Below are 23,661 nucleotides of genomic sequence, written 5' to 3' on the forward strand. Positions count from 1 at the left end.
CCATGCGCATTCTTGGCATCAACGCTCTCTTCCACGACCCCGCCGCCGCCCTTGTCATCGACGGCCGATGCGTGGCCGCCGCCGAGGAGGAACGGTTCTCCCGGCGCAAGCACGGCAAGCGGCCGGTGCCGTTCTCCGCCTGGGAACTCCCGGAGAAGGCCGCCGCCTGGTGCCTCAAGAGGGCCGGACTGCGCCCCCAGGACCTCGACGCCGTGGCCTACTCGTTCGACCCGGCCCTCGCCCGGCCCGCGGACGCCATGGGACTGCACGACCCCTGGGACCATCTCAGGCTCACGTACGCCCGCCAGGCCCCCGGATTCCTCGCGGCCGCGCTGCCCGGACTGGACCCGCAGGCCGTGCGTTTCGTCCCGCACCACATGGCACACGCCGCGTCGAGCGCGTTCGCCGCGCCCGATGCCGAGGCGTCCTCGGTGCTGGTCCTCGACGGCCGCGGCGAGCGGGCCTCGCACCTCGCCGCCCACCGGGTGGGCGACCGCCTGGAGGGCCTCCACGCGCAGGACCTGCCGCACTCCCTCGGCCTGGTCTACGAGGAGCTCACCGAGCACCTCGGATTCCTGCGCTCCTCCGACGAGTTCAAGGTGATGGCACTCGCCTCCCACGGCACCCCCCGCATGCTGCCCGAACTGCGCCGGTACGTGTACCCGACCGGCGACGGCGGCTTCCGCGCCACGGCCGTGCCCTGGTCCGAACTGTGCGCGCCACGAGGCCCGGACGAGCCCTGGACCCAGGACCACGCCGACGTCGCGGCAGGCGCGCAGGCCGTTCTGGAGGAGACCCTGCTGGACCTCGTGCGCTGGCTGCACGGACGCACGCACGACAGCGTGCTCACCCTCGCCGGCGGCGTCGCCCTCAACTGCGTGGCCAACTCCCGCATCGCCCGCGAGGGCCCCTTCTCCCGCGTATGGGTCCAGCCCGCCGCCGGCGACGCGGGCACCGCGCTCGGCGGCGCCCTGCTCCTCGCGGCCGGCGAGGGCGACGATCCGCAGCCCATGACCGGCGCGGACCTCGGCAGGGACTGGTCGGACGCGGAGCTCGGGGCCTGGCTCAAGACGGCGGCCGTGCCGTTCGAGCGGCCCGCGGACATCGCCGCGACCGTCGCCCGGGCGCTCGCCGACAACGCGGTCGTCGCCTGGTTCCAGGGGCGTTCGGAGTACGGCCCCCGTGCTCTGGGCCACCGCTCGCTGCTGGCCCACCCCGGTCACGCGGGGAACCTGGAGCGGCTCAACGACGTCAAGGGCAGGGAGCAGTTCCGGCCGGTCGCGCCCATGGTGCTCGCCGACCGCGCCGCCGACATCTTCGACGGCCCGCTGCCCAGCCCCTACATGCTGTTCGTCCACGACGTGGCGGACGCCTGGAAGGACCGGATCCCGGCCGTCGTGCACGTCGACGGCACCGCCCGCATCCAGACCGTCGACCCCGCGAGCGAACCACTGGTCGCCCGCATGCTCACCGAGTTCGAGCGGCTCACCGGCCTGCCGGTGGTGGTCAACACCAGCCTGAACACGGCCGGCAGGCCCATGGTGGACGACCCGCGCGACGCCCTGGAGTGCTTCGGCTCCGCATCGGTCGACCTGCTGGCCATCGGCCCGTACGCGATCCGGCGCGCCGGTCTCTTCCAGTCCAGTGACGAGGAGGCCATGCGATGACCGTCTTCGGGCCGTGGTCCGCCGAGACCGCATACGCCGTGGTCGTCCCGACCCTCGGACGTCCCAGCCTGAGCGTCTGCCTGCGCGCCCTGGCGGACGCCACGGGACCGAAACCGGCACGGGTGGTCCTCGTCGACGACCGGCCCGAGGCCGGCGCCACCCCGCTCCCCGTCGAGATCCCGGTGGCCCTCCAGCCGGTGACCACCATCGTGCCCGGCCGGGCACGCGGCCCCGCCGCGGCCCGCAACACGGGGCGCCAGGCGGCCGGACCCGTGCCCTGGATCGTCTTCCTCGACGACGACGTGGTGCCCGGACCCACCTGGGGCGAGGACCTCACGAGCGACCTCGCGGCCACGACGTACCGGACCGCGGGAGTCGCGGCCCGCATCACGGTGCCGCTCCCCGCGGACCGGCGCCCCACCGACTGGGAGCGCAACACGGCGGGCCTCGCCACCGCCCGGTGGATCACCGCAGACATGGCGTACCGCCGCGAGGCCCTGGACGCCGTCGGCGGGTTCGACGAACGGTTCCGCCGCGCCTTCCGCGAGGACGCGGATCTGGCCCTGCGGGTGCTCGCCGCGGGCTGGACGCTGCACACCGGCACCCGCGGCACCGCGCACCCCGTCCGCCCGGCCGACCGCTGGACCTCCGTACGCCTTCAGGCGGGCAACGCGGACGACGTGCTGATGAACCGGTTGCACGGACCGGACTGGTGGAGCCGTGCGGACGCGCCGCGGGGCCGCCTGTCCCGCCACCTCGCCGTCACGGCCGCCGCCGTGACCGCCCTGTCGTGCGCGGCTCTGCGGCGGCCCGCGGCGGCCGCGGCCTGCGGCGCCGCATGGCTCGCCGGCACCGCCGAACTTGCCGCGGCGCGCATCGCGCCGGGCCCGCGGACCCGGCACGAGGTCGTCACCATGGCGCTGACCAGCATCCTCATTCCCCCCGCCGCCACCTGGCACTGGCTGCGCGGCCAGGTGAGGCACCGCGGCACACCGCCGTTCGACCCGGTGGCCACGACGAGGCCGCCGCGCGCCCCGCGCGAGGCGGCCCGGCAGCGGGTGCTGCCATGACCTCCTCCGCCACGGTGGGCCATCGGCGGCCCGCGACCGGCCCCTGGCTCTTCTACGGCCCCAGGGGCGCGCGCCCGGACACCCGTGCGTCACGGCAGGGGACGAGTGCACACGGCGCTCTCCCGCAGGCGGTGCTGTTCGACCGGGACGGCACGCTCGTCGCCGACGTCCCCTACAACGGCGATCCCGCGCGGGTCACACCGATGCCGGGCGCGCCGGAAGCCGTCGCCGCCCTGCGCTCGCTCGGCATACCGGTGGGCGTCGTCAGCAACCAGTCGGGCGTCGCCCGAGGTGTGCTGACGCATCGTCAGGTGGAGTCGGTGCGGCAGCGCGTGGACGCGATCTTCGGCCCCTTCGCGGTCTGGGCCGTCTGCCCCCACGGACCGCGCGACGGCTGCGGCTGCCGCAAACCGGCACCGGGCCTCGTGCTCGCCGCCTGCGACCGGCTCGGCGCATCACCCGAACACACCGTCGTCATCGGCGACATCGGCTCGGACATCGCGGCAGCCCGCGCGGCAGGCGCGCGCGGCGTGCTGGTGCCGACACGGGCGACCCGGCCCGCGGAGATCACCGCCGCCGACGAGACGGCCGCCGACCTGATCGACGCCGTGCGCCTGGTGCTCGGCCGTTCACCGGGAGGCCGCCGATGACGGCTCCCCGTACCCTCGTCGTCCGCCTGGACAGCGCCGGCGACGTCCTCCTCGCCGGACCCGCCGTGCGGGCCGTGGCAGCGGGCTCCTCGCACACCGCCCTGCTGTGCGGGCCGCTCGGCGAGCAGGCCGCGCGGCTGCTGCCGGGCGTCGACGAGGTCCTCGTGTACGACGCGCCCTGGGTCGGTCTCGAACCGGCGCCCGTCTCGCGCGAGGAGACCCGCGCCCTGCTGGCGGCCCTGTCCGACGGCCGCTACGACCGCGCCCTCGTTCTCGTCTCCTACCACCAGAGCCCGCTGCCCGTCGCCCTGCTGCTGAAGCTCGGCGGTGTCGGCTGGACCGCGGCCGACAGCGAGGACTACCCCGGCTCCCTGCTGGACCTGCGCCACCACCGGCTGCCCCGCCGCCACGAGGCCGAGGCCGCGCTCGACCTGGCACGCGACGCGGGCTTCCCCCTGCCCCCCTCGGACCCCGGGACCCTGCGCATCGGCGACCCGCCCGACACCACCCACCTGACAGGACCGGAGCCGTACGTCGTGCTCCACCCCGGCGCGGCCGTACCGGCCCGGGCATGGAGCGCCGGACGGGCGGCCCGGGCCGTGGCCGCGCTCGCCGCCGAAGGCCACCGCGTCGTCGTCACCGGCGGCGCGGGGGAGAAGGACCTCACCGCCCGCGTCGCCGGCGAGCACGCCCTCGACCTCGGCGGCGCCACCGACCTCCCGCACCTTGCGGGCGTACTCGCGCGGGCACGCGTCGCCGTGGTCGGCAACACCGGACCCGCCCACCTCGCCGCCGCCGTGGGGACGCCCGTCGCCTGCCTGTTCGCGCCGGTGGTGCCGGCCGAGCGCTGGCGCCCGTACGGCGTGCCGCACGTGCTGCTCGGCGACCAGCACGCACCGTGCGCGGGGAGCAGAGCCCGCCGCTGCCCGGTCCCGGGGCACCCCTGCCTCGACGCGGTGACCGACAGCGCGGTGCTCGCCGCCGTCGCCGCGCTCGGCTGCGGCTCGGACAACGGGGCGGCTCCGGCCGGGACGGGCAGCGCGCCCGTGCCCGGCCGGGCATCGGGAACAGAACGAGGAGCGAGCGTATGAACATCCTGCTGTGGCACGTTCACGGTTCCTGGACGACCGCGTTCGTCCAGGGCCCCCACACGTACCTCGTTCCCGTCACACCATGGCGCGACCCCGACGGCCTCGGCCGCGCCCGCACCTTCACCTGGCCGGACTCGGTCCGGGAGGTGACGCCGCAGGAGCTGAGCCGGACGCAGGTCGACCTCGTCCTCCTCCAGCGTCCGCACGAGGCGGACCTCGCCGAACTCTGGCTCGGCGGGCGCCGGCCGGGCCGCGACGTGCCCGCCGTCTACCTGGAGCACAACGCACCGGACGGCAACGTCCCCGACACCCGGCACCCCTGCGCCGACCGCGACGACCTCACCCTCGTCCATGTCACCCATTTCAACCGGCTGTTCTGGGACAACGGCTCCACCCGCACCCACGTCATCGAACACGGCATCGTCGACCCGGGGCACCAGTACACCGGCCGCCTGGCCCGCGCCGCCGTCGTCGTCAACGAACCGGTCCGGCGCGGCCGTCACACCGGTACGGACCTGCTGCCCGCCCTGTCCGAGGCGGCGCCGCTCGACGTCTTCGGCATGGGCACCGAGGGCCTCGCCGCCCATCTCGGCCTCCCCGAGGACCGGTGCCGCACGGCCGACCTGCCGCAACAGGAACTGCACGCCGCCCTCGCGGAGCGCCGGCTGTATCTGCACCCGGTGCGCTGGACCTCCCTGGGACTGTCCCTGCTGGAGGCCATGCACCTGGGCATGCCCGTCGTGGCACTGGCCACCACCGAAGCGGTGGAGGCGGTCCCGCCCGGCGCGGGCACACTGTCCACCCGGCCCGAGGTCCTCGCCCGGGTCGCCCGCCGCTACCTGGCCGAGCCGGAGGCCGCGGCCGAGGACGGCGCGCGCGCCCGCCAGGCAGCCCTCGAACGGTACGGGCTCAAACGCTTCCTGACCGACTGGGAGCGTCTGATCACGGAGGTGCGCTCATGACATCCCTCGGACCTCTCTCCGCCGGCACTCTGTCGATCGCGCTCGTCTCCGAACACGCGAGCCCGCTCGCGACGCTGGGCGGCGTCGACGCGGGCGGACAGAACGTGCATGTCGCGCGCCTCGCGGGCGCACTCGCCGACCGGGGCCACGGCGTCACCGTCTACACCCGCCGAGACGCCCCCGACCTCCCGCAACGCATCCGCGTGCGCGACGGCGTCGAGGTCCACCACGTGCACGCGGGCCCGCAGGAGAAGATCCCCAAGGACGAACTCCTGCCCCACATGCTGGCGTTCAGCCGCCACCTGGTCCGCGAATGGCAGGCCCGCCCGCCCGACCTGGTGCACTCGCACTTCTGGATGTCCGGCCTCGCCTCGCTGGAGGCGGTCGGTGAGCTGCGGCTCCCGCTCCTGCAGACGTACCACGCGCTCGGCACGGTGAAGCGACGCCACCAGAGGCAGGCCGACACGAGCCCGCCGGCGCGCATCGCCTGCGAGAAGGAAGTGGGCCTGGCGTGCGACCGCGTGATCGCCACCTGCCGCGACGAGGTCGTCGAACTCGGCAGGATGGGCATCCCGGCCCACCGGATCAGCGTCGTGCCGTGCGGCGTCGACACCGAGCAGTTCACGCCCGCCGGGCCGGTCGCCGACCGCGGCCCGTACCGCTACCGGCTGCTGCATCTGGGCCGGCTCGTCCCGCGCAAGGGGGCGGCCGTTTCCGTCACCGCCCTGACCTGGCTGCCCGAGGCCGAACTCGTCGTGGTCGGCGGCCCCTCGGCCGACCGGCTCGACGACGACCCCGAGGTCCGCAGGCTTCGCCACATCGCGCACTCCGCGGGAGTCGCCGACCGGGTCACGTTCACCGGCGGTGTCCCCTCCGAGGACGTCGCACCGCTGCTGCGCAGTGCCGACGTGGTGCTCTGCCCCGCGGACTACGAACCGTTCGGCATCGTGCCGCTGGAGGCGATGGCCTGCGGCAAACCGGTCGTCGCCAGCGCGGTGGGCGGCCACCTGGACACCGTCGCCGACCCGGCCACCGGCCGGCTCGTGCCGCCCGGGTCCCCGGAGGCCCTCGCCCGCGCCGCCGCCGAACTCCTCGCGGACCCCGCGCTGCGGGATGCCTGCGGGACGGCAGGACGCCGCCGCGTCCTCAGCCGCTACGGCTGGCCCAGGATCGCGGCGGCCACCGAGACGGTGTACAGCGCGGTGCTCACCGCGCGGTACGCCGTGACAGGAGCGACCTGAGACGAACTCCGTGCGAACCTCGCGCAGCACCGACGCCCGAAGGAGGTGCGGGTCCGGCCGTCGTCCGTCCGACGCGCCGCCCCGACCACGATGAGCGAACACCCTGCACTCCAGGACGCCCACGAGCACTGCCAGTCGCTCCAGGACACGCTCGCCCGGTTCCGCCGGCACGGCATCGGCCGGATCGCCGACTGGGCCGCCCACCTCGCCTCGGTCCTCCCCGCCGGCGGCCGCCTGCTCGCCGCGGGCAACGGCGGCAGCGCCGCCCAGGCCCAGCACCTGACCGCCGAGCTGGTGGGACGCTACCGGCACGAACGCCCGCCCTTCTCGGCCATCTCCCTGCACGCGGAGACCTCCAGCGTGACCGCCATCGGCAACGACTACGGGTTCGACCAGGTGTACTCGCGGCAGGTGTCCGCGCACGGCCGCCGCGGGGACGTCCTCGTCCTGCTGTCGACCTCGGGGCGCAGCGCCAACCTCATCTCCGCCGCCGTCACCGGCCGGGCGGCGGGACTGCGCGTCTGGGCGATGACCGGACCCGCGCCCAACCCGCTGGCCGAGGCGGCCGACGACGCGCTGTGCATCGACGCCCCCTCCACGGCGACCGTTCAGGAGGCCCACCTGGTCGCCGTGCACCTGCTCTGCGAATGCTTCGACGCGGCCTCCCCGGTCCCCGGGACGGTCGTGAAACGGCCCGTGGCGGTCCACCGGAGGAGCCCATGACAGGGGCCGGGCCGCTCGTGGTCGTCGGGGACGTCCTGCTGGACGAGGACATCGACGGCGTCGCCACCCGGCTGTCCCCGGACGCGCCCGCCCCCGTCGTCGACGTCACCGGCGACCGGCGCCGGCCCGGCGGAGCGGGTCTCGCCGCGGCGCTGGCCGCCCGCGCGGGCCGGGACGTGACCCTGGTGACCGCGCTCGGTGACGACCCGGCGAGCGACGTCGTACGGACCGCGCTGCGCGGCCGCGTCCGGCTCGTGGAACTGCCGCTCGACGGGTCCCTCCCCGTGAAGACCCGGGTCCTGGCAGGCGGCCGTCCCCTGCTGCGGATCGACCGCGGCGGCGGCGCGCCCGGTGCCCCCGACGCCGCCGTGCGGGACGCGCTGGAGCGGGCCCACGCGGTCCTCGTCGCCGACTACGGGCGGCACACGGCACGTGCCGTACGGGACGAGCTCGCGGCAGCGGCCCGCCGCGTGCCCCTGGTGTGGGACCCCCACCCCTGGGGCGACGCGCCGGTCCCCGGTGCACGGATCGTCACCCCCAACGCGGCGGAGGCACGCGCCCTGTGCGACGACGGCACCGGTGACTCGCTGCGTGCGCACGCCCGCCGGGGATCCGAGCTGGCCGACCGCTGGCGGGCGGCGACCGTCGCCGTGACCCTGGGCGAACGGGGCGTGATGCTGACGCTGCCCGGCGGCGGGACCCCGATGCTCGTACCGCCTCCCTACCGGGCCGAGGGCGACCCCTGCGGCGCCGGCGACTGCTTCGCCGCCACGACCGCCGCGGCCCTCGCCGACGGCGCGCTCCCGGAGGAGGCCGTGCAGCGGGCCGTGGCCGAAGCGGCGGCGTTCGTGGCGGCGGGCGGCGCCGGAAACCCGGCCCTGTGGCGCGACGAGGCCCCCTCCCGCCCGGCGCGGACCCGCGAGACGGACCCGTTCGCCCTGGCCCGCGAGGTCCGTGCCCGCGGGGGCACGGTGGTCGCCACCGGAGGCTGCTTCGACCTGCTGCACGCGGGCCACGTCGGACTGCTGGAGAGCGCCCGTCGGATCGGCGACTGCCTCATCGTGTGCGTCAACTCCGACGCGTCCCTCGCCCGCCGCAAGGGCCCGGGCCGGCCGCTGAACCACTTGGCGGACCGCGTACGCGTCCTGGCCGCCCTCGGCAGCGTGGACGCGGTCGCGGTCTTCGAGGAGGACACCCCGGAGGCGCTGCTGAGCAGACTGCGCCCGGACGTGTGGGTGAAGGGCGGGGACTACGCGGTCGAGGACCTGCCCGAGGCGGAGGTCCTGCGGACGTGGGGCGGCCAGGCGGTCGTCCTGCCCTACCTGGACGGCCGTTCGACGACCCTGCTGGCCCGCCGCGCGGCTCAGGCCGCCGTACGCCCCGGCCGGCCACCGGCCTGAGGCCCCGGCGCCGCCGGTGAGAGCCGGCCCGACGCGAGAGAGGTGTCCGTGACGTGAGCACCCCCGGCCGTACGGCCCCCCGGGACGACGGTGACCCGACGGCGGCGCCCCGCCCGCGCGTCCTGGTGCTGCGCGCACTCGGCCTGGGCGACCTGCTGACGGCGGTACCCGCGCTGCGCGCGCTGCGCCGGCACCTGCCCGGCCACGAACTCGTGCTCGCCGGCCCCCGCAGGCTGTCCGCGGCCGCCGCCGCCACCGGCCTCGTGGACCGGTTGCTGCCCACCACGGCCGCCGGCCGCGACGTGCCCGCCGAACTCGCCTGGAGCGGGCCGGCACCCGACGTCGCCGTGGACCTGCACGGCAGTGGTCCGCCCAGCCACCTGCTCCTCCAGCGGCTGCGCCCGGGCCGGCTGCTCGCCTACGCGCACTCCGGCACGCCCGGTATCCGGGGCCCGGTGTGGCGGGAGGACGAGCACGAGCGCGACCGCTGGTGCCGGCTGCTCGCCTGGTACGGGATCGCCGCCGACCCCCGCGAGGTGGAGATACCGCCGGCCCCCGTCCCGTCCCCGGCCCCCGGCGCCGTCGTGGTGCACCCGGGCGCCGACGCGGGCGCTCGCCGCTGGCCGCCCGAGCGCTTCGCGGCCGTGGCGGCCGAGCTGCGCCGCTCCGGACACGACGTCGTGGTGACCGCCGGAGCGGACGAGGGGCCACTCGCACACCGGGTGGCGCGCGAGGCGGGCCTGCCGCCGGAGGCGGTGTTGGGCGGCAGGGACGACATCCCGTTCGAGCGGCTCGCCGCGCTGGTCGGGCAGGCGCGCTGCGTGGTGGTGGGGGACACCGGGCTCGCCCACCTCGCGACGGCGCTGGGCACACCGTCCGTCGTCCTGTTCGGCCCGGTGGCCCCGCGGCTGTGGGGGCCGCCCGCCTCCGCACGGCACCGTGTGCTGTGGCACGCCGGCGGCGACGAATCGCCCCGCCCGGGGGACGCCCACGGACGGCTGCCGGACGAACGGCTGCTGAGGATCGGTGTCGGCGAGGTGCTCGACGCGGTGCGCGGACTGCCGGGGCCCGAGCCGGGGGAGCTGGATCCGGCCCGCGGGCCGGCCACCGGCCCGGGAAGGACCCCCGGTGGCCCGCGCGTGAGCCACGGGGCACCGCCGGCGGCCGGCCGCGGGCGATCGGACGGCGCCGATCAGACCGCTGCGATCAGGCGGCGGTGATCAGGGTCGGCCGCTGTTCGGCCGCGCTGGTCTCCTCCGTGCGCAGGACCACGGCCGGGGCCGTACGGCGCCGGTGCAGCACGTGGCCCGCTCCGACCGCGCCCGCGATGAGGAGTCCACCGGTGACGAGGGCGCCCCGCGCCCCGGCGAGCTCCATGAGGAGGCCGAGCGCCGGCGGTCCCGCCAGACCCCACAGGGTGCGGATGCTGCCCCAGACGCCGAGAACACGGCCGCGCAGATGCGCGGGCGGGTCCGTCTGGAGGACCGTCGTCCCGGCGGTGTCCGACACCGACTCGACCACGGCCATGGGAAGTACGAGGACCAGCAGCACGGCGAGCGACGGCGACAGGCCCGCCACCACCTGGAGCAGGGCGCCGGCCGCGGCGAGCGTGCCGACCAGCCGTACGGAGGGCTTGCGCAGCCGGGCACCGAGCACGGCGCCGATGATGCCGCCCACCGCGAGAACGGTGGAGACGGTGCCGAACGCCCCGGCGCCGCCGGCCAGCGGACCCGTGACGAGAACCGCCAGCGTGAGGCCGTAGTTGCGCCCGAAGACGGCACTGATGCCGGTGATGCCGGCGAGCGCGACCAGGCGCGGGCGGCGCATGAAGAACGCCAGGCCCTGACGCACCGTCATGTCCTCGTGGTCGGCCCCGCCCCGGGCGCTGCCCGGGGCCCGTTCCGTGCGCTTCGCACCGAGTTCCGCCCGCGGCCGCGGGATTGTCCGGTGCACGGGGCGCAGGAAGGGGATGACGCAGGCGACGAACAGGAACGACACTCCGTTGGCCGCATAGGCGGCGCCCGTGCCCAGGAAGCCGACCGTCACACCGGCCAGCGCGGCGCCCGCGAGCCGCCCGGCGTTGTGCACCAGGGAACCCACGCCGATGGCGGAAGGGACGTCCTCGGCGCGGACCAGGTCGTTGCCCAGCAGCGCACACGCGGGCCCGTCGACCGTGGCGATCACACCGGTGACGGCGGCCAGGGCCATCAGGATGCCGAGATTGAGCTGGTCGACGGCCACCAGGACCGCCGTCAGGAACGCCACGCCACCGAGCAGTGCCTGGCTGACGGCCGCGGTCATCTTGCGGGGCCAGCGGTCGACGGCGGCGCCGCCCGCGACGCTCATCAGAAGACCGGGCGCCGCCTGCACGGACATGGACAGACCCGTCGCCGCGGCGGACCCCGTGATCTGGAGGACCAGCAGGTTCTGCACCGTGAGCTGCATCCACGTACCGGCGTTGGAGACGAAGTTCGCGACGGACCACCAGCGCATGCTGCGGTACCTGAGGGAACGCCAGGGCGAGCGGTCGGGAGCGGACGCGGGCGTGGTCGAGCGGACGGCGGAGGAAGAAGACACAGTGAGGTACCCGGAGATGAGCCCGGAGGCGGGTGCGGCAAACGGTGGAGGTCGGAAGGCCGGCTGCGCTGCGCGGCTGCTCCACCGGATCTGTCTGGTGTGCCGTTGCGCCCAGGGACGGTTCACTCCGGGAGACGGCGTCGACCATCGTGGCAGACGGGACCGCGGAAGACGGGCCGCGGCAGGGCGCTGCCAGGGCTGTCGGTTGCCACAGCCCTTGTGCCGCCTGGGAACTCGTACTTCTGGTGTGCTTGCTCACAGTGACGACGACGGTGCCGGGAGCGGTGTGTGCGGGCTCCGTGAAGGTGACGGCCGCCACTCCCGGACATCTCCGGCGGCGGCCTAGTACGGCGTGCCGGAGGCGGCCCGCGGGGTCACAGTGAGAGACGGAGTGGTTTCCCGGCGCACACGGCGGTACCCGGGGACGCTGAGTCGTCGGAAGGCAGGGACATGGGCAGCGCGGTACAGGTCGATCTTCGCGGCAGGCAGGCACTGGTGACCGGAGGCGCCCGGGGGCTGGGGGCGGCCGTCTCGCGCCGGCTGGCGGGGGCGGGAGCGTCGGTCCTCGTGGCGGACGTACGGAAGGAGACCGCACAGGAACTGTGCGCGGACCTGACCCGGGCCGGCCACGACGCCCGGTTCGTGGAGATGGACGTCTGCGACTCCGCGATGGTCGCGGCTGTCTTCCTCGACCTGGACGCCGAAGGTCAGGCGGTGGACATCCTGGTCAACAACGCCGCGGTGGACGTCTCCAAGCCCATCGAGCACCTGACGGCGGACGAGGTGACGCGCGTCGTCACCACCAACCTCCTGGGCCCGATGTATCTGTGCCTGGAGACCTACCGCCGCATGATCGCGCGAGGCGGCGGACACATCGTCAACATCCTCTCGACCGCGGCGAACCGCACCTGGACGGAGGCCGGACCGTACGCGGCGGGCAAGTCGGGCCTGCGGGCGTTCACGCACACCCTGTTCAAGGAGGCGCAGCGGGACTGCCTGGGTATCGGCGTCACCGGGATCATCGCCGGGGGCATGGAGACGCCGTTCATCCTCGACCGCTTCCCGGACGCCGACGTCTCGATGCTGCAGAGCCCCGACATCGTGGCCGACACGCTGATGTACGCCCTCTCGGTGCCGCCCGGCAGCGCGGTGTCCGAACTGGTGGTCGTGCCCCGCAAGGAGCCGTCCTGGCCCTGAACGCCCCGCCGGCGTCCCTCGGATGTCTGATTCGTATGGGTTCGGCCTCCTCGGGTACCCGCCCCGCAGCAGGGCACCCCGAGCACGCGCAGGAACGAAGGAGGCGGCCAGGACATGAACAGCACGGAGCGAGGCAGCAACCCGGTGAGCCCGCGCGAGGACGACGAGCGGAAGCACGAGCTGGAGGGCTACCTCCGGTCCGGTCAGCACACCCACGCGGAGGAGTCGCACGACCCGGAGCCCGCCGCCGACGACGACGTCGAGGTGCACCCCAGCGGGCCGGTCCCACCACCGGGAGAGGCCCGCGACCAGGCCGAGGCGGAGGCCGGTGCCGACGCTCTGCGCCTGGAGATCGCACGGCACCTCGACCGTACGGTCTTCCCGGCGGACCGCGCTGCGGTGGTGCGCGCCCTGGAGGAGAACCACGCGCCCGACCCGGTGGTGGCTCAGGCGCGCAAGCTCCCCGAGGACGGCACGTATCACAACGCGGACGAGATCGTCAGGGCGCTCGGGTATCGGCCCACCACCTGAGGAACCACGGGACCCGCCCCATGGACTACGGGACGGCCCCCTACTTACGGTCGGCCCCGGGGCCGGCGAGCGCCCCGACAGGCAACCGCCCGGACCCGGGGCCGACCGGATCACCCAGGGCCGTCGCCGTCCTGTACCGGCCGGGGGCCGAAGAAGTCGGCGATCACCCCGGCCGCGTCGGCGGTGAACGCCGCGGCGCCGCGGGCCAGCTGTTCCTCCCGGGCGGTACCGGCGCGCGCCAGCCGGTCCACGGCCCGCAGCAGTTCCGGAAGGCTCCCGGCCCGGACGGAGAGGCCGGCCGCCGCCATGCTCCGCACGCCTTCGGCGCCGTGGCCCGGAATGGGCCGGTAGCCGATGACCGGAACGCCCGAGGCGAGCGCCTGCACCGCGGTCTGTCCGGCCGCGTTGTCGATCAGAACGCGTACCGAGGCGAAGAGCTGCGGCATGTCCGCGACCCAGCCCAGCCCGAGCACGCCCGGCAGCCGGGTCGTCCGCCTGCGCAGTACCCGGTCCCGCCCGCACAGCACGACCGGCAGACAGCCGTGGTGCGCGAGCGAGCGGGCGGTGTTCTCGATCGCTGTGCCGACCCCCCAGGCGCCGGTGGACAGCAGCACGGGCGCACGGCCGAACCCCACCCGCGCGAACTCGGTCTCCCAGTGATCGGTCTCCCAGTGAGAAGAGGGCACGCGTGTCCCTGCCGTATGAAATGCGGGCGCGACGACCGGGCCCGACGCCATCGCGGGGCGCCCGGTGGCCGCCCGGACGTCCGCCGCGGTCGCCTCGGTGACGCAGACGTACAGGTCGTTGCCCGGGTGCAGCCAGCCGCGGTGGACCGCGAGGTCCGTGAGGAAGACAGCCGCGGGGACCGGCAGCGTCCCCTTGGCGCGCAGCCTGCCCGTGAGCTCGGCGGCCAGATGGAACGTGGAGACGACGACGTCCGGCCGCCACAGCTCCACGAGCTCCATGAGCCTGCGTTCCGCCGCCACGGCGAGCGGCGTGCTGCTGGGCCGCGGGCCCTTGGCGGGGGACATGAACAGGGCGTAGATCCCCTCGTAAACCCAAGGGGCGTACCGGACGGTCGCGCGGTAGGAGGACCGGACGGCCGGGCCGACGCCCGGCGGGAGGAGCGTGAGCACGTCCCGCACGAGGGCGTGGTCGCCGCGCTCGCGCAGTCTGCGCGCCAGCTCGGCGGACACGGCCGCGTGGCCGGCGCCCATACCGGCGCCGAGGAGCAGGAACCGCCGCCGCATGATCGCTGATCCTCCGAGGGGAGATGCCCGGCATTGTCAGGGGCGTCATGCCGTGACGGGCGGGCACCGAATCGAGCCGTTCGAGTGACCGGGCACCAGGGGGATCTTGCGTGGACAGGCGCTTCCCCGCCGCAGCGCCGAAGCTGGCAGAGAGGCGTCGAGGAGATCCGGAGGACTGCCGGTGCGTCGGACCAGGCGCAGGACGAACCGCGCGGCTCGGCACGGGACGAAGCCGGCCATGTCGCGCCGTGACGCCCGCTCGGGCGGAGTGCCGCCGGTCGTGCTCATCACCGGGGCGTCCTCGGGAATCGGCGAAGCCGTCGCGGCCGCACTCGCGGCCGAGGGCGGCTGGCGGCTGCTGCTCAGCGGCCGGGACCCGGAGCGCCTCGCCGCGGTCGCGGACCGCACCGGCGGCCACGCGCTGCCCGCCGACATGGCGGACGCGGGCGACCGCGACCGGCTGGCCCGGCAGGCGCTGGACCATGCGGGCCACGTCGACGCGGTGGTCGCGTCGGCCGGGACCGGCTGGTACGGCCCCTTCACGAGGATGCCCGCCGAGGCCGTCGACCGGCTGTTGACGGTCAATCTGGTGGCGGTGATCCACATGGTGCGCCTGCTGCTGCCGCAGATGGTGGCGCGCAGGACGGGCCGGGTCGTCCTCATCGGTTCGATCGCCGGATCCGTCGGCGTGCCGAACGAGGCGGTCTACGCCGCGGGCAAGGGCGCCCTCCTCTCCTTCGCCGAGAGCCTGCGTCAGGAGCTCGTCGGAACCCGTGTGCGTGTGTCGGTGATCTCGCCCGGCGCCGTGGACACACCGTTCTTCGCCACGCGCGGGGCCCCGTACCACCGCACCCGGCCGCGCCCGGTGCCCGCCGACCGGGTCGCCGTCGCGGTCCGGCAGGCACTCGTGAGCGGTCGCAGCGACGTGTTCGTGCCCGGCTGGTTGGCCGTGCCGGTGCGGCTGCACGGTGTCGCGCCGGGCATCTTCCGGTACCTGGCCGGACGGGCCGAACCGGCGGTGCGATGATCGGGCTCTCGGTCGTCCTGGCCCTGCTCGCGGCCCTCGGCAACGCGGCCGCCTCCGTGCTCCAGCGGCGTGGCGCCGCCGAGGAGTCGGGCCCCGCATCGGCCTCGGCCCGCCGGGGGGCGTGGGTGGCCGGCCTGGTCCACCGGCCGGTCTGGATCTGGGGTGCCGCCCTGCTCGCCGTCTCGGGGCTGTGCCAGGCGGCGGCCCTCGCCGCCGGGCCGCTGTCGGTCGTGCAGCCGGTGATGACCACGGAACTGCTCTTCACGCTGGTCATCGGCGGCATCGTGTTCCGCCGCCGTCCGGACGCCCGTACCTGGTGGGCCTTCCTCGCCATGGCCATGGGCCTTGCCGTGTTCCTGGCGCTCCTCGAACCGTCCGGCGAACGGGCGACCGTACCCGGCGTCCGGTGGGTATGGACGGCGGTGGGCGTCGCGACGGTCGTCGTGGCGCTCGTCGCCGTGTCACCGCGGCTGCCGTCCGCGCCCCGGGCGGCCGTCCTCGGCACGGCGACAGCTCTCGGCTTCGCCTGCACGGCCGCGCTGATCAAGGACGCGACCGGACGGCTGGACGAAGGCGTCGCGGCCCTGTTCGCCGCGTGGCAGCTGTACACCGCGATCGCCGTCGGCCTCGGCAGCTTCCTGCTGCTGCAGGTGACGCTGCGGGCGGGCACGCTCGTCGCCTCACAGCCGGCACTCACGCTGGGTGACGCCCTGCTCAGTGTGGTTCTCGGCGCGGTGCTGTTCGGCGAACACGTCGAACTCGGCTGGCGGACCGTGCCCGAGGCGGCGGCGCTGGCCGTGCTCATCGCGGGCACGGTGCAACTGGCAAGATCGCCCCTGCTCGCGGGCGAGCAGGGCAAGGAGGCAGCCTGGTGAGCACCCCCCGCACGCCCCCGCCCGGCGGGCGCCGGACCGTCGCACCGGCACTGGCCGCGGCAGCCCTGGCGGTGACCGCCGGGCACATCGGCCCTGCGGTCACCTGGATCCCGTCGGTCCGGGCCGCGTTGGGCCCCGCCCTCCACGGACGCGGCGACTCCCGGCGGGTGGCCCTCACCTTCGACGACGGCCCCGACCCCGGCAGCACGCCCGACTTCCTGCGCGCCCTCGACCGGCTCGACGTGCGCGCCACGTTCTTCGTGCTCGGCAGCAGGCTCGCAGACCAGCCCGACCTGGGACACAGGATGGCGGCCGAGGGCCACGAGCTGGCCGTGCACGGCTGGCGCCACGAACGCGGCTGGGCCCCCCGGCCGCTGCGCGACGCGCGCGACCTGGAACGCGCCGCGGAGGTCGTCCACGGCGTCGCGGGCACATACCCCGTCTGGTACCGGCCCGCCTACGGTGTCCTCACCGGCGGCCGCTGGGCGGCGGCCCGCCGCGCCGGTCTCCACCCGGTGCTCTGGTCCGCCTGGGGGCGCGACTGGACCGCGTCGGCGACCCCCGGGAGCGTGCTCGCGGAGGTCACCAGCACCCTGCGCGGGGGCGCGACGGTGCTCCTCCACGACACCGACGCGTACAGCGCGGCCGGGTCCTGGCGCGTGACCCTGGCCGCGCTGCCCCTGGTGGTGGAGGCATGCCGTTCCCGCGGACTGACGGTGGGACGGCTCGCCGATCACGGAATCGGCGAGCCGACGCCGGTTGTGGGCGGTCCCGCACGTGCGGGCCACCGCGGCCGCTGATCAGGCTATCCCACCGCCGCGCCGCTCACCGGGAACGGGCTTCACGCGTCTTCGAACGGTTCTCCTTGCGAATGGCATCCAGCAGCTCGGACCTGCTCATCCGGGACCGGCCCGCGATGTCCATACGCTGGGCCAGGTCGTACAGGTGCTGCTTGGTGGCGTTCTCGTCGACGCCCTCACCGCTGCGGGCGGGCCGCTGCCGCGGCGTCTCGGCGCGCGGGTCCGAGGGCCCCTTGCGGCCCTGTTCCTTCCGCTCCCAGTGGTCGGCGACCTTCTCGTACTTGTGCTTGAGCGCGCTGAAGGCGACCCGGTGGGCCCGCTCCCCTTCGCCGTACTGCTCCACGGCGGAGTCGTGGGCCTTGATCCACGTGCGCTGCGCGTCCTTGGGCGAGCGCTCCAGCGTCGAAGGAAGCTCCTCGCGTCCTGGCATGGTTCACCTCCGGTGCGATGCAGGCCGTGTGCCCGCTGCGCCCGGGACGAAACGGCCCGCGCGGCGCCGCGGAGAGGGCCGACATGCGCGGGAAACGCCACCGACCGCGCAGGAGACCTGCGCGGTCGGTGAAGCGGCGCCGAATGCGGGGCGACGTGTCGTCGGTGTCCTGGCGTGTCCTCAGCCGAGGCAGAGGACAAGCAGGCACACCTCGGTGGGTGACGTAGTGGCCGTCTGCGAGGGGGTCGCCTCCGGCTGGTCGTCACGGGAGCTGTCCGAACCGCCGTCCGTGCCGCCCGAGGTGTTCGGTTGCGTCGTGGAGCCGGCAGCGGTGGGCCGCGGGGCCGGCGTCTCGGACTGCTGCGCCTCCGGCTGCGCGGTGGCCTCGGTGACGGGGCGCGGCGGCGGGGGCGTGGCGGCGGGGCGGGAGACGGTGACCGTCGAGGTCCGCTGTCCCGGGACGGCGGTCGGGGAGGGGCGCGTGTCGGGCTTCCGTGTCGCCGGCTTGGCCGGCTCCGCGGACGGCGAGACGGGTTCGCTCATCCTGGCGGCGTTCGGGGTGACGGTCTCCGGCGCCGAGACGGCGTTCATCTTGCCCTTGGAGGATCCCGAGGGAAGAGCAGCGATGGTCAGCCCTCCGCCGACGAGCGCGATGGCCGTCCCGGCCACGGCGCGGCGCCGGCTCTTCTTCCAGCGGGCCAGCTGCCGCCGCCGGGCCGCACGGCCCGGCGCGCTGGACGCGGTGTGCGCGGACGCGTCGGACGGCGCGCCGTCCGCGGCGTCCCCGGATATGCCCGCACCTGCCGCGTACGGTGCGCGGGCGGAGTCCTGGGAACCGGCACCGGACGACGACTTCGCGGCGGGCGACCGCTCCGCGCGGAACGGGTCCCACTCCGCCGTCGCCTGCTCACTGCGATGGGAAGGCGGTGCGATGTCCGGGGCGTAATCGCCGCAACCCGGGCACACCAGCGCTCCGTTGAGGTGCCGACGACATGACGAGCAGTAGTCCATCTGCAATCTTTCTGTGCTGCCGGAGCTGCCAGAGACATCGGCGCCTTGTGCGCTGTCGCGCGCGGGTTCAATCGGCCAGCAACGCTAACGGCGTTCTCCGAAGGCCCTGCGCAGCAAGTGTGATGCTTCTGCAAAGATCCGCCGCAGGCCGTGACGTCGGCGCCACCGCCGCGTGGTGGGCCGGGCGCCCCATTCGGCGGGGACGGCGTGGGCGACGTGCCGAACGGCGCACACGTGTGCGCACGTCGGCCGGGCAGGCGGGCGGAAGCCGTGGTGGCGAGGCGTCAGACCGACCGTGACCAGCTCCCACGAGGCCGTCGCGAGCTCGGCGGTGCGCTCCCGTTCCGCCTGCGTGGCGCCGTCGGGTGCCCGGACGGACATGCCCTGGAGGACGGCGGTGCAGTACGCCGCGACCGCCTCCGCGTCGACGCCGGGGCGCACGTCGCCTTCCCGGCCGCCCTGTTCCAGACGCCGTACGAGCTTGTCCACGTCGGCGCGCCGCCGGTCCGCGAGGTGTTCGCGCACCGAGGAGTTTTCGCCTCCGAGCAGTTGGTCGCCGCGAGGACGTGGCGCACGTGGAGGCGGTGACCGAGGCCGTTGAGCGCACCGCCGCCGAGTTCGGCCGGCTGGACATGCTCGTCAACAACGCGGGCCTGTTCCCGAGCGGACCGATCGAGGACGTCACCCTCGAGGAGATCGAGCACACCCTGGCCGTGCACGTGCGCGCCGCTGTCCTCGCCGCACAGGCCGCGGTGCGTCATCTCCCGCGCGGGGGGCGGATCATCAGCACCGGCAGCAACCTCGCCGCACGGGTGCCGTTCGCCGGTGTCGCGCTCTACAGCATGAGCAAGGCCGCGCTGGACGGCCTGACCCGGGGGCTCGCCCGCGACCTCGGCCCGCGCGGCATCACGGTGAACGTGGTCCATCCGGGCTCGACCGGCACGGACATGAACCCCGCCGACGCGGCAGACGCGCAGGCGCAGCGCGACGTGACTGCTCTGGGCCGCTTCCTGGAACCGGACGAGGTGGCCCGCGACCGTGGCCACCTCGCGGGCCCGGGCGGTCGCGGCGTCACCGGGGTGGGCATCACGGCCGACCTGGGGACCAACGCCTGACGGGACGGGCCCCGGCAGGGAAGGCAGGACTCACGCGGGACGGCCGCCGAACTCGGTGACACGGTCGACGAATTTCCGCTCAAGTCCCTCCGGATCGGGGACGACCGCGCGGGTCCGTCGGATGTCGGCAGGCGGGAATTTCCGCACTTGCCGATATCGGACCCGTCCGGCGTCCGTGTAACGCTTCATTCGCGGACGGCGCAGTTCCGGACAGGGGCGCGAAAGGGCGCCCCGTATGCGGTCACGGCCGGGATTTCTCCGCTGCGGTGATTTCCCTCCGCGCTGTGGCCGCGTTTCCGTACCGTCGAGGCGGTGTACGCGCCAGATTGGGACTCCAGTGAGCAACACCGAACCCCTGCCGGACCAGCGGCAATACGACCTCAACCAGGGTGGCGGCCACCGCCACGCACCCGACGGCGACGGGTCCGGCGCGCGTCGGGCGGCCCTGATCATCCACACGATCGCCGACGTCGCCGCGGTGTTCCTCGGGCTGTGGATCGCGCTCTACCTGCTCGAGGCGAACCAGGCGAACGTCTTCGTCGGGTTCGTGGAAGGCATGGCGGACTGGCTGGCGTGGTGGTCACAGGACATTTTCACCATGGACACGGACGGCCTCCGCGTTCTCCTCAATTACGGGCTGCCCGCAGTGATTTATCTGCTGATCGGGCACGGTGTCGCCTCGCGGGTGCGCCGGCTCTGAAAGAAATTCACGGGCCGTTCGGTTCTGTGAAGAAACGGCAATTGTGCGGCGGAGGATGTGAAAGAACTCTGCCGCATTCCGCGGTCGTTCGTCGGCCGGCCGGGGGTGGCGTGCCAAAAGACGCCGCCACCCCCGCCGTGCCGGGCCTCACGGCTTGCGGAGCAGTCAGCCGTACTCGTACACGCCCTTGCTGTTGTCGGAGGCGCCGAGGTACGGGGCCAGCGCCGCGTGCACCGGAGCGAGCGCCGGCTGGTCGGGGTCGGGGCGCCAGTCGACGAGGTCGACCATGCCCGGAGCCACCGGTTCCAGGCCGTCCAGGAAGCCGTCGACCTCGGCCGGCGTACGGGTCTGCCACGGAATGCCGCCGCCCGAGATGTGCGCGGTCATCTCGGCACCCCGGGCCGGCTCGTCGCAGACGACCTGCGACAGCCCCAGGTGGCTGCGCGTTCGTTGACCACAGCGCGCACTCCGCCTCTCCCCACCCGCAGGTGCCGACCCGCATCCGTCGCGGCGACCCTACCGGCGTCCGGCCGCTCCTCCGGAGCAAATGCCTTGATAACGCGTCCAGTTGGTCTGCGGGGTGTGGCGGTGCCCGGGTGGTCCGGCGTGAGGGGAGTCGTGTCTCAGGTGCGCAGGTACGAGGCTCCGTTGACGTCCAGCACCGTGCCCGAGCACCACGTGGCCTCCGGCGAGGCGAGGTAGAGCACGGCGGAGGCGATCTCGTCCGGTGCCGCGACCCTGCCGAACGGGCTCTGCGAACGGATCTGCTCGCCCTCCGCGCCGCTGAGGCGGTCGGCGACCCTCTCGGTGGCGACGAATCCGGGCGCCACCGAGGCGACCGCGATGCCGTGCGGGGCGAGCGAGACGGCCAGTGACTGGCCGAACGCGTGCAGCGCCGCCTTCGTGGCGCCGTACGCCGGATGGTCGGGCTCGCCCCGGAACGCGCCGCGCGAGCCGATGTTCACGATGCGCCCCGCCCGGCCGTCGTCGATCATGCGGCGGGCGGCGCAATAGGTGACGTTCACGGCGCCGAACAGGTTCACGGCGGCGGTGCGCTGCCACGCCTCCTGCCAGTCCCCGTACGACGTGTCGGGCAGCGGGTGACGGATCATCACCGCGGCGTTGTTCACCAGGACGTCAAGGCCGCCCAGCGCCTCGTCGGCTTCGGCGACCAGGGCCTCGACGCGCGCGGGATCGGTGAGGTCGCCGACGACGAGCGTGTGGCCCTCGCCGGGCAGGCCGACGAGGGTGGCCTCCGTATCGGCCTTCCTGGTGGAACAGTGCACCGCGACCCGGTCCCCCTGCCGGGCGAACGCGGCGGCGACGCCCCGCCCGATGCCCCGGGACGCCCCGGTCACCAATACGCCCCGGTTCATCCGAGGATCTCCTTCCGTCATGGTCACCCGACTTTGACTGGCCAATGTTCGAATGTCAACATTGGCCTGACGGGCCTCCCTTGAACCCCGATGGCGCCGCGGGCTTCGGCGCATGCCGCGAACAGAGGAGCCGCCGCACCGTGTTCACCACCCGACCCACCCTCCAGGGCACCTTCGGCATGGTGTCCTCCACCCACTGGCTGGCCTCGCAGTCCGCCATGGCCGTCCTCGAGGACGGCGGCAACGCCTACGACGCCGCCGTCGCCGCCGGCTTCGTGCTCCACGTCGTCGAACCGCACCTCAACGGCCCCGCCGGCGAGGTCCCGATCATCCTCGCGCCCGCCGGCGGACCGGTGCGCGTCCTGTGCGGCCAGGGTCCCGCCCCGGCGGGGGCGACCATCGCCCACTACAACGCACTCGGCCTGGAACTCGTGCCCGGCACCGGGCCCCTCGCCGCCGCCGTACCCGGCGCGTTCGACGCGTGGATGCTGCTGCTGCGCGACCACGGCACGAAGTCCCTCGCGGCGGTGCTGAAGTACGCCATCGGCTACGCCGAGGCCGGTCACCCGCCCGTCGAGCGCGTCGGGCAGACGGTCGAGACCGTGCGCGAGCTCTTCACGACCGAGTGGACCTCCTCCGCCGAGATCTATCTGCCCGGGGGCCGCGCACCGGCCCCCGGCCGGCTCCTCAGGAACCCGGCGCTCGCCGCCACGTGGCGCCGCCTGCTCGCCGAGGCGCAGGCGGCCGGCAGCGGCCGCGAGACCCGGATCGACGCCGCCCGGCGCGTCTGGCGGGAAGGGTTCGTCGCCGAGGCGCTCGCCGAGGCCGCCGCCCGCCCCACCCTCGACACCTCCGGCACCCGTCACGCCGGCACGCTCACCGGCGACGACCTCGCCGCCCACCGCGCCACCTACGAGGACCCGGTCGGCTACGACTGGAACGGCTGGACGGTCTGCAAGGCGGCCGGCTGGTCCCAGGGCCCGGCCCTCCTCCAGCAGTTGGCGCTGCTCCCCGGCCGTCTCCCCGCCTACGGCAGCGCCGAGTACGTCCACACCCTGATCGAGGGCACGAAGCTCGCCATGGCCGACCGGGAAGCCTGGTACGGCGACGCCGAGGGCCCGGGAACCGTACCCGTCAAGACGCTGCTGTCCGACGCGTACAACACCGAACGCCGCGCCCTGATCGGCGACACGGCCTCGTACGCCCTGCGCCCCGGCAGCCCCGACGGGCGCACGCCGAGGCTGAGCCGGCACGCGCTCGCCGTCGCGGCGGGCGAGCCCGGCCCCGAAGCCGGGGGAGTGCCGGGCGCGGGCGAGCCGACCGTCGCCCGGACCGGCGCCACCCGCGGCGACACCTGCCACCTCGACATCGTCGACCGGTGGGGCAACATGGTCGCCGCCACCCCCAGCGGCGGCTGGCTCCAGTCCAACCCGGTCGTACCGTCCCTCGGGTTCCCGCTCGGCACCCGGCTCCAGATGACCTGGCTCGACCCGGGCCTGCCGAACTCCCTCACCCCCGGCCGCCGCCCCCGGACCACTCTCACCCCCTCGCTCGCCCTGCGCGACGGCGTGCCCGTCATGGCCTTCGGCACCCCGGGCGGCGACCAGCAGGACCAGTGGCAACTGCACTTCTTCCTCGCGGTCGCGCTTCGCGCCCCGGTACGCGGCGGGCTCGACCTCCAGGGGGCGATCGACGCGCCCAACTGGCACACCGACAGCTTCCCCGGCTCCTTCTACCCACGGCACATGCGACCGGGCGGCGTGACCGTCGAGTCCCGGATCGGCCCTGAGGTGATCGCGGAACTGCTGCGCCGCGGACACGACGTCTCGACCGGCGACCCGTGGTCGGAGGGCCGCCTGTGCGCGGTGTCCCGCGACCCGGAGACCGGCATCCTGTCGGCCGGAGCCAACCCGCGGGGGATGCAGGGGTACGCGGTGGGCCGCTGAGCCGCCGCCGTGGCCCGGGTGT

23 protein-coding genes and 1 pseudogene are annotated in these 23,661 nt (G+C 74.7%); 17 read left to right on the forward strand and 7 right to left on the reverse strand.

The features are described from left to right. Nucleotides 1-2 precede the first annotated feature (2 nt). The 9 genes from ACF08N_RS05870 to ACF08N_RS05910 all read left to right on the forward strand — a co-directional run bounded on the left by ACF08N_RS05870 (nt 3) and on the right by ACF08N_RS05910 (nt 10,024). Complete coding sequence (locus ACF08N_RS05870) at nt 3-1,667, forward strand: carbamoyltransferase (RefSeq protein WP_392323345.1); 1,665 nt, start codon at nt 3-5, stop codon at nt 1,665-1,667. Continuing rightward, on the forward strand, nt 1,664-2,737 hold the full coding sequence (locus tag ACF08N_RS05875; RefSeq protein WP_392323346.1) for a glycosyltransferase family 2 protein: 1,074 nt from the start codon (nt 1,664-1,666) through the stop codon (nt 2,735-2,737). The genes ACF08N_RS05870 and ACF08N_RS05875 overlap by 4 nt, the downstream gene beginning before the upstream one ends. Beyond that, nucleotides 2,734-3,387, forward strand: a complete 654-nt coding sequence (locus ACF08N_RS05880; RefSeq protein WP_392323347.1) for a D-glycero-alpha-D-manno-heptose-1,7-bisphosphate 7-phosphatase — start codon at nt 2,734-2,736, stop codon at nt 3,385-3,387. Before ACF08N_RS05875 ends, ACF08N_RS05880 begins: the two co-directional genes overlap by 4 nt. Continuing rightward, nucleotides 3,384-4,478, forward strand: coding sequence for a glycosyltransferase family 9 protein (locus tag ACF08N_RS05885; protein ID WP_392323348.1), 1,095 nt, complete (start codon nt 3,384-3,386; stop codon nt 4,476-4,478). The genes ACF08N_RS05880 and ACF08N_RS05885 overlap by 4 nt, the downstream gene beginning before the upstream one ends. After that, nucleotides 4,475-5,440 carry a glycosyltransferase gene (locus tag ACF08N_RS05890; RefSeq protein WP_392323349.1) on the forward strand — a complete coding sequence of 322 codons (966 nt, stop codon included), beginning with the start codon at nt 4,475-4,477 and terminating at the stop codon, nt 5,438-5,440. Before ACF08N_RS05885 ends, ACF08N_RS05890 begins: the two co-directional genes overlap by 4 nt. Then, nucleotides 5,437-6,681: a glycosyltransferase gene (locus ACF08N_RS05895; RefSeq protein ID WP_392323350.1), complete on the forward strand. Its 1,245-nt coding sequence runs from the start codon at nt 5,437-5,439 to the stop codon at nt 6,679-6,681. Before ACF08N_RS05890 ends, ACF08N_RS05895 begins: the two co-directional genes overlap by 4 nt. Before the next feature lie 90 nt (nt 6,682-6,771). Further along, nucleotides 6,772-7,404: an SIS domain-containing protein gene (locus ACF08N_RS05900; RefSeq protein WP_392323351.1), complete on the forward strand. Its 633-nt coding sequence runs from the start codon at nt 6,772-6,774 to the stop codon at nt 7,402-7,404. Beyond that, nucleotides 7,401-8,804, forward strand: a complete 1,404-nt coding sequence (rfaE2, locus tag ACF08N_RS05905; protein ID WP_392323352.1) for a D-glycero-beta-D-manno-heptose 1-phosphate adenylyltransferase — start codon at nt 7,401-7,403, stop codon at nt 8,802-8,804. Before ACF08N_RS05900 ends, rfaE2 begins: the two co-directional genes overlap by 4 nt. Nucleotides 8,805-8,857: 53 nt before the next feature. Further along, nucleotides 8,858-10,024 carry a glycosyltransferase family 9 protein gene (locus ACF08N_RS05910; RefSeq protein ID WP_392323353.1) on the forward strand — a complete coding sequence of 389 codons (1,167 nt, stop codon included), beginning with the start codon at nt 8,858-8,860 and terminating at the stop codon, nt 10,022-10,024. Here ACF08N_RS05910 and ACF08N_RS05915 read toward each other — a convergent pair. After that, a complete protein-coding gene (locus ACF08N_RS05915; RefSeq protein ID WP_392323354.1) occupies nt 10,011-11,297 on the reverse strand; it encodes an MFS transporter in 1,287 nt (428 codons plus the stop codon). The two genes, ACF08N_RS05910 and ACF08N_RS05915, sit on opposite strands and share 14 nt — an antisense overlap. A 534-nt stretch (nt 11,298-11,831) precedes the next feature. Here ACF08N_RS05915 and ACF08N_RS05920 point away from each other — a divergent pair. Then, complete coding sequence (locus ACF08N_RS05920) at nt 11,832-12,578, forward strand: SDR family oxidoreductase (protein WP_392323355.1); 747 nt, start codon at nt 11,832-11,834, stop codon at nt 12,576-12,578. Nucleotides 12,579-12,692: 114 nt separating this feature from the next. Further along, nucleotides 12,693-13,109, forward strand: coding sequence for a DUF2795 domain-containing protein (locus ACF08N_RS05925; RefSeq protein ID WP_392323356.1), 417 nt, complete (start codon nt 12,693-12,695; stop codon nt 13,107-13,109). A gap of 110 nt (nt 13,110-13,219) precedes the next feature. Here the strand turns inward: ACF08N_RS05925 and ACF08N_RS05930 are convergent, their stop codons facing one another. Next, nucleotides 13,220-14,359: a galactosyldiacylglycerol synthase gene (locus ACF08N_RS05930; protein ID WP_392323357.1), complete on the reverse strand. Its 1,140-nt coding sequence runs from the start codon at nt 14,357-14,359 to the stop codon at nt 13,220-13,222. Between the two features lie 238 nt (nt 14,360-14,597). On the opposite strand from ACF08N_RS05930, the gene ACF08N_RS05935 reads away from it, so the two are divergent. Genes ACF08N_RS05935 through ACF08N_RS05945 form a run of 3 tightly spaced genes read left to right on the forward strand, consistent with a single transcriptional unit; the run spans nt 14,598 to nt 17,061 of the window. After that, the gene (locus tag ACF08N_RS05935; protein ID WP_392323358.1) at nt 14,598-15,386 is read left to right on the forward strand and encodes an SDR family NAD(P)-dependent oxidoreductase; all 789 of its coding nucleotides are present in this window, start codon (nt 14,598-14,600) and stop codon (nt 15,384-15,386) included. After that, on the forward strand, nt 15,383-16,261 hold the full coding sequence (locus ACF08N_RS05940) for a DMT family transporter (protein WP_392323359.1): 879 nt from the start codon (nt 15,383-15,385) through the stop codon (nt 16,259-16,261). The genes ACF08N_RS05935 and ACF08N_RS05940 overlap by 4 nt, the downstream gene beginning before the upstream one ends. Continuing rightward, nucleotides 16,258-17,061 carry a polysaccharide deacetylase family protein gene (locus ACF08N_RS05945; RefSeq protein WP_392323360.1) on the forward strand — a complete coding sequence of 268 codons (804 nt, stop codon included), beginning with the start codon at nt 16,258-16,260 and terminating at the stop codon, nt 17,059-17,061. The genes ACF08N_RS05940 and ACF08N_RS05945 overlap by 4 nt, the downstream gene beginning before the upstream one ends. 25 nt (nt 17,062-17,086) lie before the next feature. Here ACF08N_RS05945 and ACF08N_RS05950 read toward each other — a convergent pair whose 3' ends face one another. The 3 genes from ACF08N_RS05950 to ACF08N_RS05960 form a co-directional block, all read right to left on the reverse strand. After that, nucleotides 17,087-17,491: a ChaB family protein gene (locus tag ACF08N_RS05950; RefSeq protein ID WP_392323361.1), complete on the reverse strand. Its 405-nt coding sequence runs from the start codon at nt 17,489-17,491 to the stop codon at nt 17,087-17,089. A 180-nt stretch (nt 17,492-17,671) separates the two neighbouring features. Then, complete coding sequence (locus tag ACF08N_RS05955) at nt 17,672-18,502, reverse strand: hypothetical protein (RefSeq protein WP_392323362.1); 831 nt, start codon at nt 18,500-18,502, stop codon at nt 17,672-17,674. 84 nt (nt 18,503-18,586) lie between these two features. Further along, nucleotides 18,587-19,027, reverse strand: coding sequence for a hypothetical protein (locus ACF08N_RS05960; RefSeq protein WP_392323437.1), 441 nt, complete (start codon nt 19,025-19,027; stop codon nt 18,587-18,589). 26 nt (nt 19,028-19,053) lie between these two features. On the opposite strand from ACF08N_RS05960, the pseudogene ACF08N_RS05965 reads away from it, so the two are divergent. Then, nucleotides 19,054-19,617, forward strand: a pseudogene (locus ACF08N_RS05965) (SDR family NAD(P)-dependent oxidoreductase); the annotation flags it as partial. Between the two features lie 337 nt (nt 19,618-19,954). Beyond that, on the forward strand, nt 19,955-20,317 hold the full coding sequence (locus ACF08N_RS05970; RefSeq protein WP_392323363.1) for a hypothetical protein: 363 nt from the start codon (nt 19,955-19,957) through the stop codon (nt 20,315-20,317). A gap of 165 nt (nt 20,318-20,482) precedes the next feature. On the opposite strand, the gene ACF08N_RS05975 is transcribed toward ACF08N_RS05970, so the two are convergent. Further along, complete coding sequence (locus ACF08N_RS05975) at nt 20,483-20,752, reverse strand: SAM-dependent methyltransferase (protein WP_392323435.1); 270 nt, start codon at nt 20,750-20,752, stop codon at nt 20,483-20,485. A 188-nt stretch (nt 20,753-20,940) separates the two neighbouring features. Then, entirely contained in the window at nt 20,941-21,693 is a 753-nt protein-coding gene (locus tag ACF08N_RS05980) for an SDR family NAD(P)-dependent oxidoreductase (RefSeq protein ID WP_392323364.1), read from the reverse strand. A 140-nt stretch (nt 21,694-21,833) separates the two neighbouring features. Between ACF08N_RS05980 and ACF08N_RS05985 the strand changes: the two genes are divergently transcribed. Next, nucleotides 21,834-23,639: a gamma-glutamyltransferase family protein gene (locus ACF08N_RS05985; protein ID WP_392323365.1), complete on the forward strand. Its 1,806-nt coding sequence runs from the start codon at nt 21,834-21,836 to the stop codon at nt 23,637-23,639. The last annotated feature ends 22 nt before the right edge of the window (nt 23,640-23,661 follow it).

The sequence above is a fragment of the Streptomyces sp. NPDC015127 genome (assembly GCF_043080095.1).
Taxonomy (GTDB): Bacteria; Actinomycetota; Actinomycetes; order Streptomycetales; family Streptomycetaceae; genus Streptomyces.

Bases quoted from the DNA above. Each gene is read 5' to 3' on its own strand.
- ACF08N_RS05890 (WP_392323349.1), top strand. From the start codon at position 4,475: ATGAACATCCTGCTGTGGCACGTTCACGGTTCCTGGACGACCGCGTTC.
- ACF08N_RS05875 (WP_392323346.1), top strand. From the start codon at position 1,664: ATGACCGTCTTCGGGCCGTGGTCCGCCGAGACCGCATACGCCGTGGTC.
- ACF08N_RS05930 (WP_392323357.1), bottom strand. From the start codon at position 14,359: ATGCGGCGGCGGTTCCTGCTCCTCGGCGCCGGTATGGGCGCCGGCCAC.
- ACF08N_RS05880 (WP_392323347.1), top strand. From the start codon at position 2,734: ATGACCTCCTCCGCCACGGTGGGCCATCGGCGGCCCGCGACCGGCCCC.
- ACF08N_RS05900 (WP_392323351.1), top strand. From the start codon at position 6,772: ATGAGCGAACACCCTGCACTCCAGGACGCCCACGAGCACTGCCAGTCG.
- ACF08N_RS05895 (WP_392323350.1), top strand. From the start codon at position 5,437: ATGACATCCCTCGGACCTCTCTCCGCCGGCACTCTGTCGATCGCGCTC.
- ACF08N_RS05940 (WP_392323359.1), top strand. From the start codon at position 15,383: ATGATCGGGCTCTCGGTCGTCCTGGCCCTGCTCGCGGCCCTCGGCAAC.
- rfaE2 (WP_392323352.1), top strand. From the start codon at position 7,401: ATGACAGGGGCCGGGCCGCTCGTGGTCGTCGGGGACGTCCTGCTGGAC.
- ACF08N_RS05955 (WP_392323362.1), bottom strand. From the start codon at position 18,502: ATGGACTACTGCTCGTCATGTCGTCGGCACCTCAACGGAGCGCTGGTG.
- ACF08N_RS05950 (WP_392323361.1), bottom strand. From the start codon at position 17,491: ATGCCAGGACGCGAGGAGCTTCCTTCGACGCTGGAGCGCTCGCCCAAG.
- ACF08N_RS05915 (WP_392323354.1), bottom strand. From the start codon at position 11,297: ATGCGCTGGTGGTCCGTCGCGAACTTCGTCTCCAACGCCGGTACGTGG.
- ACF08N_RS05885 (WP_392323348.1), top strand. From the start codon at position 3,384: ATGACGGCTCCCCGTACCCTCGTCGTCCGCCTGGACAGCGCCGGCGAC.
- ACF08N_RS05920 (WP_392323355.1), top strand. From the start codon at position 11,832: ATGGGCAGCGCGGTACAGGTCGATCTTCGCGGCAGGCAGGCACTGGTG.
- ACF08N_RS05925 (WP_392323356.1), top strand. From the start codon at position 12,693: ATGAACAGCACGGAGCGAGGCAGCAACCCGGTGAGCCCGCGCGAGGAC.
- ACF08N_RS05870 (WP_392323345.1), top strand. From the start codon at position 3: ATGCGCATTCTTGGCATCAACGCTCTCTTCCACGACCCCGCCGCCGCC.
- ACF08N_RS05935 (WP_392323358.1), top strand. From the start codon at position 14,598: ATGTCGCGCCGTGACGCCCGCTCGGGCGGAGTGCCGCCGGTCGTGCTC.
- ACF08N_RS05980 (WP_392323364.1), bottom strand. From the start codon at position 21,693: ATGAACCGGGGCGTATTGGTGACCGGGGCGTCCCGGGGCATCGGGCGG.